Origin of the sequence: Candidatus Albibeggiatoa sp. nov. BB20, from assembly GCA_016744725.1 — a bacterium.
In the GTDB taxonomy this organism is placed as follows: Bacteria; Pseudomonadota; Gammaproteobacteria; order Beggiatoales; family Beggiatoaceae; genus Albibeggiatoa.
The window spans coordinates 22,920-33,206 of record JADGDW010000029.1 but is presented as its reverse complement, the minus strand read 5'-3'; the positions used below and the strand labels follow the sequence as shown (position 1 = coordinate 33,206).

The following is a 10,287-nucleotide window of genomic DNA, read 5'->3' as shown; positions in this document are numbered from 1 at the left end:
TGTAATACCTTCTATGTCATTGTAGTCAGTTTGTACATGTACCTCGAACTCAGTTTGACAATTTTGAAGATCATTGACATTCCATGCGTAAATATTTAAATCAGAACCCGTATGGATACCAAATACCAAGATTTCACCATCAATCATTTCTAAAGCTTCAGTTTGCCCTGGTAATAAGTCGCACGCTAATGTTGCTTGTGAGGTCTCAGGACTCCAAACCCAAAGTTGTTGATCGACCGCTGCATATAATGCTTTGCCTTTACTATCCCAAGTTAAGCCTTCAATTTTCAAAGTAGACGTTAACACGGGAGTAACCACAATCACACCTGCATCAAATGTAATTTGGAATAAGCCTTCACCATCAGCCCATGCCCACAAAGTACCGTCATCTGGATTAAATGAAATCGCAGACACTTCGCCTAAGCCTGTTGAACCTAATGGAAGCACTTCACCTGTTTCAGGATTCACATTGTATAAGAAACCATTTGGATAGCCTTCTGCTGGGTCATCACCTGATGCTGCATATAATTTATTGCTGTGCGGATGAATATCTAAGGTTTCAATGTCATAACCAGCGTAAACATTACCCAATGGTGCAACGGCTAAAGTAGTTGGATCAATTGTAAAGAACTGGCTGTCATTTAAACGATGATCTTGCAATGCGTATACTTGAGGGTTATCGCAACTGACAGGTAACTGTCCATCATCTTCTTCCGTATGGAAACCAAAATCGACAGTTAAGTCACTATACTCACCACCTTCTGGCGGCTCATCTAAATGGATCGCATTACTGATAATCCCTAAGCCACTGACTTCAGCACCATTGTCATCATGATCGATGTGTGCGTTGGTATCGGCTGCACCTGAACTGCTTATCAAACCTTCTAAAGCAGCATCTTTACGGAAGTTACTATGATCGATTTGAACAATATAATCACCTGCAATCAATTGTTTGAATATATAGTAACCTTCAACACTATCTTTAGTGAAAGTGGTGGTTGAGGTCAGATATTTATCAACGTCTACAGTATATTCACCATTGCCATCGGTATCGCGATATAAGTTCAATTTCACATCGTTAATACCTTCTTCATTGGCCGCAGTATAGATACCATCTTTGTCATCATCGAACCACACTCGATTACCTAAGTTTAATTCACCAATTGGTAACACAATACCTGCATCCCAAGTTGGATCATAATCACCATTGGTTAAGCTAACAATTTCAGTCACACCATTGCTATCAGGGTCGGAGTCAGTTGCATCAGAACTGCCTGTCGCGCCTTGAGTGGTGAAATAAGCGTCTTCTGGCAAGCTGAATTGAACAAAGTATTGACCAGGGTCTAACTCATCGAATAAGTAAAAACCTGGTAAACCATTCACATCATTCGTGGTTTGGGTGATTGCAAGTAAAGTATCGGTTTCAACATTGGCTACGTCATCACCATTATCTTGATAAAGCGTCACAGTAATATCGTTAATGCCTTTGTCGCTACTTTCGTTTTGCTGACCATCCTTGTTTTTGTCAAACCATACATAGTTACCTAATGCAGCACTACCACTTTCAAAGATACCCATATCCCAACTTAAATCACGTTCTTCAGCATCTAATACTGTCACACGAACAAGATTTGTATCTGGATTAACATCAGAATCAACTAAATCATCATCACCACGGTCTTTTGGCGAAATACCATAACCGACGGGTGGATAGAATTTAGCAAAGTAAGCTCCCGGTTTGAGATTAGAGAAAATGTAAAAACCCGGTGTGCCTTCAGCACTATTCGAAGTTAAAGTGAAGCCAATAAGCTCATCATCATTGGTGGCAACAATGCCATCTGTCCCCGGTTTATATAATTCAACCCGAACATTATTCACCCCTGTTTCAGATTCATCTTGAATGCCGTCACCATTTTCATCGTTCCAAACATAATCACCATAAATCGCAGGTTGGAAATCTTCCACTTCAATACCAACTTTAATCGGTTCAGATGGTAATAAATAAGTCCCTAAATCAGCCCGTTTTGCAGCATAACCGAATGAGTTCCAAGTGATTGTGCCGATAGGTGAAGTAATAGGCGCAGTCATTGGCCATGTTAATTTTAACTCGTCACCAGGTTCGATAATCACATCACCAAAATCAAACTTCAATGAACGCACGCTGGTAATATCCGCTGGTAAAATCGTGCTCCATTGTGGGTCTTCACAATCGGCTGGGCTTGGATTCAACACTTCATCACGACACGGATTTTGGGCAGGGCTGTAGTAAACTACAACATCATTGGCGGCTTGTACTGCACCGATTAATTGAGGTGTCCATTGTGAGTCACGACCTTGTAAATCAATCACCCCTGTGTCGCCTACAAATGGCAGAATATCAATCACAACCACATCACTCATTGGCACATTACCAATATTGGTCATAATTAAACGATAATCCAAACCACCTGCTAAAACTGTACGACCACTATTTGGATAGCGATGCCATTCATTATCAAGTTGACCTTTGACCCATTTAACTGCATCCATTGCCGCAACAGAAGAAACAGAGAAGTTGGCCTTGTTAGAAGCACACACTTGTTCTTCAATATTGCCATCAGTATCAATATCATTTACGTCAACTAAGCGTGCGTTACAACTACTTAATAAGAGATTACTATCTGGGTCTGCACTGTGAGTATAAGCACGGTTTTCAACAACACCGCTAACTTTATCGCTGACATTAACTGTTAATAATACTTTAATTTGTTTTCCCGGTTGCAAGCTATAAGCACTATCACCATCCCAAGACCAAACTAAACGATTATCTTCAATACCAAATTGTGGCAATGGTGCATCACTTGGTTTACTGGTCACAGTCCAACCCACATAGCTTAAGTCGGATACTAAGAGGTCAGTGATAACGGGATTGATTAAACCTGTATTACCGTTATTTTTCAAACGTAACTCAAATTTTGCATTTTCACCTTGATTAATCATTGAATTGGTTTTCAAAGATTTATATAAATAGGGTTTGGCTTGGGCTGCAATAATTGTTGTTTTACGGTTCAAACTACGATTAACAATGTTTTCTTGACCTTCATAATGGTAGCTCAATTGTGCTCGATTCCAGAATTGATTACCGACCGTTATTTCTTGGCCATTACGTGCTGTTGGTAATACTTTAGCTTGAAAACCACTCCAATCCGATTTGTAATTTCCGATCGCTTTATAACCGATAGGAATAGTGTCCATTGACCAACGCAAATAAGTAATATATTCACCGTCAGCTAATCCTAAGCTATCAACAGTAATGTAATGACGTGGCGGTGTGACATAAGGATTGCCACTTAAATCCACCCATTCAGTTTGGACGTTAGTTTGATAAGCCACGTTTACAGGAATGTCAGCTTTATTGCCTTTGCCAACATGAATACGTGTCACTTCAATTTGAGCTGGAATTGGGTCTACAACACTTAAATCTTGAATGCCAAAGCTACCCGCATTTTTTAGATAAAAACCATAATAAATCGTTTGGCCAATCAATGCTTTGCTATAGCCTTGTTTCCACGCATCTAAACGGCCAGAGCCAACACCTGTTGGAACTTTTAAAATGTGAGAAATCGAATCTTGATATACAATTTCAAGCCCACCAACAAAAGTGCCTGTAACTTCAGCAATATTAGTGACCTCGGTTTCCACGCTGAATATTTCCGTAGGATAAACAACTTTAACGTAAGGTTGGAAACATTTACCAATCGCTAAATTATTATAAGCCCAACTAACAGTATGTGTGTCTGCATTATAACTACCATCATTCGTGGCAGAAACAAATTGTGCCCCTTCAAATAAAGTATCAACTAGGGTTAAATTATTATAATTTAAGCGACCTTGAGTATTTTTGTTACACACTTTCAGTCTATAAGTCACATCGCTATTTAAGTAGCTGCCACCCGTTTTTTGCTTAATAAAGGTCACTTCAGGCTGAGCTTGCGCTGTCACGCTGACTTGATTACTGATAACACTATCAGCATTATCGGCATTCATTGTCGCTTCAGTATTAATCGTTGTGCCATCTGCTGTTGAACCATTAGGAAAATTAACTAAAACACTTAATTCACCTGTAGAACCTGCGGGTAGAGGATGTTTAAATATCCATTCGGCTTCTCGTTTCCAAGAGCGGTAACTATAACTTTCAATATGTGGTGTAATGCCTTGAGAAATTTTATTTTGTAGCTCGGCTGGCAACGTCATGTTGATTTTTACATTTTCACAATGTTCAGTTGTACTGGCGCAGCGATAACGCAGAATATAAGAAAATTGTTCACCAGCAAGCACCGTGTCTTTGCTGACAATTTGTTGCAAGGCCAATTCAGGTTTTGCTTGCACGCTAGCGGCAAAACTCGATAGTGTGAGCATCACTAACATTAAGATAGGCACGCGTAAACTTCGTAGTGAGTGTGTATAGTTATAGTATGGCATGGCTTCCCCCATGATAAGCTTCCTCTCATAATAAAATATTAAATTAATTAAAAATACAGAATTATATGGTCGGTATGATTGCTGCCTGCCGCAAAATTAAATTTTACATATTTACAGTATCAAGTTGTTCTCAGCATTATCAATCTATGTTGAGACTAATGGATATTTGTTATTGTTGAAAGGTGAATTCAAATGGAAATAAAACCACTATCTAACCTTATATTTAATAATAAACAATTAGTTAAAGATTTTGGTATTCTTAAAGTTAATGGTTTAATCCATGTTTATCTATAAAAACCCCTATAATCTATAAAAATACAAAATACTTGTCATTTAAATGTCACCGTTTAGCCGTTTTTATCCAGCAAAAACTTAAAATTGACTATATTATTATTGCTATACTTTATAGCTAACAGATTTTGATTTTTACTAGGATTATGATTATGAAACGTTTTATCTTACTGTTAATTTTGCTTTATCACAGCTCAATCTGGGCTCAAGATTTGGTTATTACGGATCGGGGCTCAGACTGGATTGAGTTTGAAATGCAATTACCAGACCTTTCTAACCCATTACAAACAATCATTGCAGATGATCAAAATACTTATCAACGCATTGTGATTAACCAATGGGCAAAAACCAAAGAAGTAGGTTATCCAGAATTGCCGATGTTAGCGACATTGGTGCAAGTGCCTGCTGCGGGTGATGTCAGCATCGAAGATGTGCAATTCACTGAAAATACACTTATTACTACTACTGACATTTATCCTGTGCCACAGCCTGTGGCCTTAGATTCTGGCGAGATCAGTGAACAATTTATTCTCAATGAGCAAGCTTACCGCTCCAATCAACTTTATCCACAAACTTGGTTAGAATTAGGTGCACGAGCCACGCTTCGAGGTGAGTCTGTTATCCAAGTCAAAGTGCATCCAGCACGTTGGAATGCTGAGGATAATAGTTTGCACTATTTAAGCAGTTTGCGTTTTCGTTTGGCTTTTAGCGAATCATTGCCACCTATAGATAATACGCGTAAAACTCGCTCAGACAATACCAATTTTGATGATATTTTACACAATACTATTAATGGTTATATGCCACGTCAACGCCCAGAACGAGCAGATGGTGACCTTGCTTCCAGTGATTTTTCACCACAACGTTATACTGTCAGTTTTGAAATTGATGCAAAAGCAGTTTATCGTATTAAATATAGTGAGTTATTTGAAGCTGGGATGCCTGAAACTTGTTTAAAACAAGGCCAATTTATTTTATATGTTAAAGACCAGCAAATCATGCCTTTAGTGATTGCGAAAAACCCACGCCAATTTAGTGAGGGTGATGTGATTGAATTTTATGCCAATAATTATAAAGATTTGTATACAGATACCAGTATTTTCCGTTTAGATTGCTGGCAGTTAGAGCAAACACACAATGATATTGAAATAAGTGCTTACGATGAACCTGTAAAATTGGGCAATTTCCTTGATGGTACGGTTACAGGCACGGGTATCGTGCAACCTTATTTTATGGAAAGTTTGCATTATGAAAAAGATGGCACGTATTGGACAGAAACCCCTAATGCACCTGAGCAAGATTATTGGTTTTGGTTCAATATGTTCGCACCTGTGACCAAAAAAGCTTATGTCAATGTGTATTCAGCTTACGTCGCTGACGAGCCACAAGCAACGTTACGATTTGCTTTACAAGGTGCTTCCACCGCTCCACCATATCCAAATCACCACCTTGTTTTTTCTGTAAATGAGACTGAAATTGGGGATACTTATTGGAATGGTGATGAATACCATATTGCAGAAGTGCCTTTTAATACCAGTGCTTTAATTGAGAAAACCAATGAAATTGCCCTTAATGCGCCTAAAGATACAGGTGCTGAGAGCGATGTGAGTTATTTAGACTGGATTGAGTTAGATTTTCCACGTCAATTCCAAGCGCGTAATAGTACGTTGAAATTCACTTTGCAAGGTACAGGTGAACGTTATCAAGTCGCGGTGCGAGGGTTTAATTTAAAAACCATTTCAATTTATGACATTACTGATCCGTATCATATTAAAGAAATTCTCAATCCAACGATTGCCCAAATGCCAGAGGACGATTATCAAGCCACCTTTGATGTTGTTGTAGAGGGTGAGCGGACTTATTATGCTTTGATTAATACGCGAATTAAGGCCACTGCTGATATGCAATTAGACCCTGCACCACGCTTACGTAATGCGCAACAAGGGGCTGATTATATTATGATTACTATTCCTGAATATCAGGAAGCAGCACAGCCTTTAATTACCCATCGGCAAAATCAGGGTTTTAGAACATCCGTTGTGACAGTCGATGAAATTTATCGTGAATTTGGTGATGGTTTAGCCAGTCCACAAGCGATTAAAGATTTCCTTAGTTATGCTTATCAGCATTGGGCAAAACCTACGCCGCGTTATATTGTGCTATTGGGTACAGCGACCTTTTTATATAAAGATGAATATGAGGAAGATGGCAGCAAACATACGCTTGTTCCTACCCATTTCACAAATACCCGTTATGGAGTGACACCTGATGATAATTGGTTTGTCAGCGTTGACGGTGATGATGAGCTGGCCGATATGGCGATTGGGCGTTTACCCGCAAAAACAGTCGCTGAAGTGACGACAGTTGTTAATAAGCTGTTAACTTATGAAAATGATCCTAGCGACCCATCCAGAAGAGTGTTATTTATTGCCGATCATGGTACGGAGTTTGAGGCCGCTAACGATCAATTGGAGTTATTTTTAGAAAAACGTCGCTCTTTTGCTTATAAAGTGTATTTGGATTCTTATGGCACAGATACGGCTACAGCAAGACAGCAATTGATTGATTACATTAATGAAGGTGTATCAATTACACAATATATTGGCCATGGACATATTGAGTTATGGGCTAAATCTGAGTTGTTTCAAAATGAAGATTTATCACTACTTGAAAATGAAGGCAAATATACCTTTATGATGGCTTTGAATTGTTTGAATGCGTATTTTAGTGATATGCGTAAAGACTCACTGGGTGAAAACTTTGTCACTATTGAAAATAAAGGTGGTATAGCAACTTTCTCATCTGCTGGTTTAGGCTATTTATGGGAATATCAATTATTGAATGACCAATGGTATCGTAGCGTTTTTATTGATGGAGAAACACGATTAGGAGATGTCATTACCTCCTCTAAAATCCTCACGTTCAGTTATGGCGCGAGTAAAGACATTTTAAGTAATCTGGTCTTAATCGGTGATCCTGCCATGAAGTTGCGTGTGCCAGCCCCTTAATATTTTGGAGTGCAAAACTTGTTTAGTTTGAGCAGGTTTTGTGCTCTTGAATTTATCTACGTTCAAAAAGTGTGATTGCAAAGTTTACAGTAGCGATATGCGGGTAAAAGTAAATCAAAATGATTACACTTATCCTGATATTGTTGCCGTGTGGAGCGTCTGAATTTGAAGATACTCACTTAGATATATTGCTGAATCCAGCGATTATTATCGAGGTATTATCTGAATCCACTGAAAAATATGATCGTGGTAAAAAAGCCAATTTATATCGCCAATTAGAAACAGTGCAGGACTATATTCTCGTTTCTCAGGAAAAATACCAAATTGAACATTATCAGCGTCAAAATCCGAATCAATGGCTGTTAACTGTTTTGAATCAAGCAGAGCAAGTGCTGCAATTAACCAGTGTACAAGCTGAAATTAAAGTCCAAGATATTTACGATAAAGTTGTATTTTAGATAGGTCATTATTGTGATTAAAGAAATCCGTTTACAACATTGGAAAAGTTTTGAGGATGCCACGTTATATATTGATCCGTTGACAATATTGATTGGTTCAAATGCCAGTGGTAAATCAAATGTGTTGGATGCGTTAGTTTTTTTGCAGCGTATCGCCAATGGTTTGGATGTTCAAACAGCGTTAAATGGCAATGAATCAGTCGCGCCAATACGTGGTGGTGCGGAATGGGCTGCAATGAAACCGCATGATGAGTTTCAAATTTCGGTAACACGAATTGTTGAAAATTTAGAATTTAAAGTATTCACTAAAAAATCAATAGAAATAACAAGTTTTATAAGTGCAGATTTAACGAACATATCTAATGAAAAAGACATATTAAATTATGATTCTGCTTTTAGCTCTGTGATTACAGAACACTTTGAAAAAATAGAAAATAGTTTTTCTGATATGTCTGAAGAAAGTACATTAGAGAGTATACTTCAAAAAGGTATTCCCCTTATAGTAACAAGAGAGCGAATAATTTTTTTTAAGGAGACTATTGATAGTTTTAATCGCTTATTGGAGCAACTAGAAATTTCTTTTTCTTGTGTAAAAGAGGGTAGCTCTTATTTTATAAAAACAGCTAAGAAAATCACTAAAGAATTAATAGATGATATAAATGATTTGCTAAATAATAGTAATTCTCAAAATATGAAGTGGACAACAAACGATATAGATAATATAAGCAGTAATAGTATTAATAGGGACGCGGACTATATAAGAATAATTGAATATAAATTTAAAAATTTACTCCTTAAGTTAGAATTTTTATCCCTTGATTTGGGGGTATTACATAAAGAGGCTAATATTGATTTAAATGCATTTGTATTAAAAAGCATTTTTGTATACGACCCCATCCCCTCAAAAATACGTAATTACTCTCGTTTTAGTCAAAACTTACTGCCTGATGCTAGCAATTTAGCAGGTTTTCTTGCTGCACTTTCTGAACAACATAAAACTGAAATCGAACAAACTTTATCAAAATACTTGAACCATTTACCAGAAAAAGACATTAGAAAAGTTTGGGCTGAACCTGTCGGACGTTTGGGTAGTGATGCGATGCTATATTGTGAAGAAGAATGGATTGAAGGCAAAACCCAAATCATTGATGCACACAGTATGTCTGATGGCACACTACGTTTTTTAGCCATTTTAACTGCTTTGCTAACCCGCCCAGAAGAGAGCCTTCTAGTGATTGAAGAGGTGGATAATGGTTTACACCCTTCTCGGATGAAATTACTGATTCAAGCCATGCGTGAAATCGGCGCGAAACGCAATATTGATATATTGGTCACAACACATAATCCTGCGTTACTCGACGGTTTAGAACCTGAAATGATGCCTTTTGTACAAGTTGTACATCGTGATCCCAAAACAGGTGCAAGCAAAATCACACCACTGGATGAACTGGATAACCTGCCTAAACTCATGGCTTCTGGCTCTCTGGGTACAATTACAACCAGAGGTGACTTAGAGCAAAGTTTACAAATACAGGAAGCAAAACATGCGTAAAGTGCTGATTATTGATACCAGTATTTTATGTGTATGGTTGGAAGTGCCAAGTAAAAAAACAAGTGGCTCAAAGAACGACGTATGGGATAAAGCCCGTATTGATAAAAAGCTTGCCGATGAAGAACAACAAGGCACAACGTTTATATTTCCACTTGCTAGTCTTATTGAAACAGGCAATCACATTGCACAAGCAGGTTGTTATAACCGCTATGAATTAGCGCAAAAACTTTCAGATATTTTGTTAAAAGCACTCGATGGGCAAACTCCTTGGGGGGCTTTCTCAAATTTATTATGTGAAGAAAATAATTTAAGACGACTCGCAAAAGAATGGCCAAATTTAGCTACTCAGAAAATAGCGATTGGCGATGCAACGATTAAACATGTGGCAGAATATTATGACTCAATGAGTTATAGCGTGGAAATACTCACAGGTGATAAGGGCTTAAAAGCATATGAACCTGCATCATCATCAAAAGAAATTCCAATTCCCCGCCGTCACAAAAATAAAAGCCGCTGA

5 protein-coding genes are annotated in these 10,287 nt (G+C 37.9%); 4 read left to right on the top strand and 1 reads right to left on the bottom strand.

Annotation, left to right across the window (positions count from 1 at the left end; genetic code table 11):
- Positions 1-4,473 (bottom strand): SdrD B-like domain-containing protein (locus tag ABXH34_RS05255; protein WP_353570819.1); only part of this gene is annotated, 4,473 nt, incomplete at its 3' end.
- 431 nt (positions 4,474-4,904) lie between these two features.
- Between ABXH34_RS05255 and ABXH34_RS05250 the strand changes: the two genes are divergently transcribed.
- The 4 genes from ABXH34_RS05250 to ABXH34_RS05235 all read left to right on the top strand — a co-directional run bounded on the left by ABXH34_RS05250 (position 4,905) and on the right by ABXH34_RS05235 (position 10,287).
- Positions 4,905-7,760, top strand: a complete 2,856-nt coding sequence (locus ABXH34_RS05250) for a C25 family cysteine peptidase (protein ID WP_353570818.1) — start codon at positions 4,905-4,907, stop codon at positions 7,758-7,760.
- Positions 7,761-7,879: 119 nt separating this feature from the next.
- Entirely contained in the window at positions 7,880-8,218 is a 339-nt protein-coding gene (locus ABXH34_RS05245) for a Uma2 family endonuclease (RefSeq protein WP_353570817.1), read from the top strand.
- Positions 8,219-8,231: 13 nt separating this feature from the next.
- Positions 8,232-9,770 carry an AAA family ATPase gene (locus ABXH34_RS05240; RefSeq protein ID WP_353570816.1) on the top strand — a complete coding sequence of 513 codons (1,539 nt, stop codon included), beginning with the start codon at positions 8,232-8,234 and terminating at the stop codon, positions 9,768-9,770.
- On the top strand, positions 9,763-10,287 hold the full coding sequence (locus ABXH34_RS05235) for a hypothetical protein (protein WP_353570815.1): 525 nt from the start codon (positions 9,763-9,765) through the stop codon (positions 10,285-10,287). The genes ABXH34_RS05240 and ABXH34_RS05235 overlap by 8 nt, the downstream gene beginning before the upstream one ends.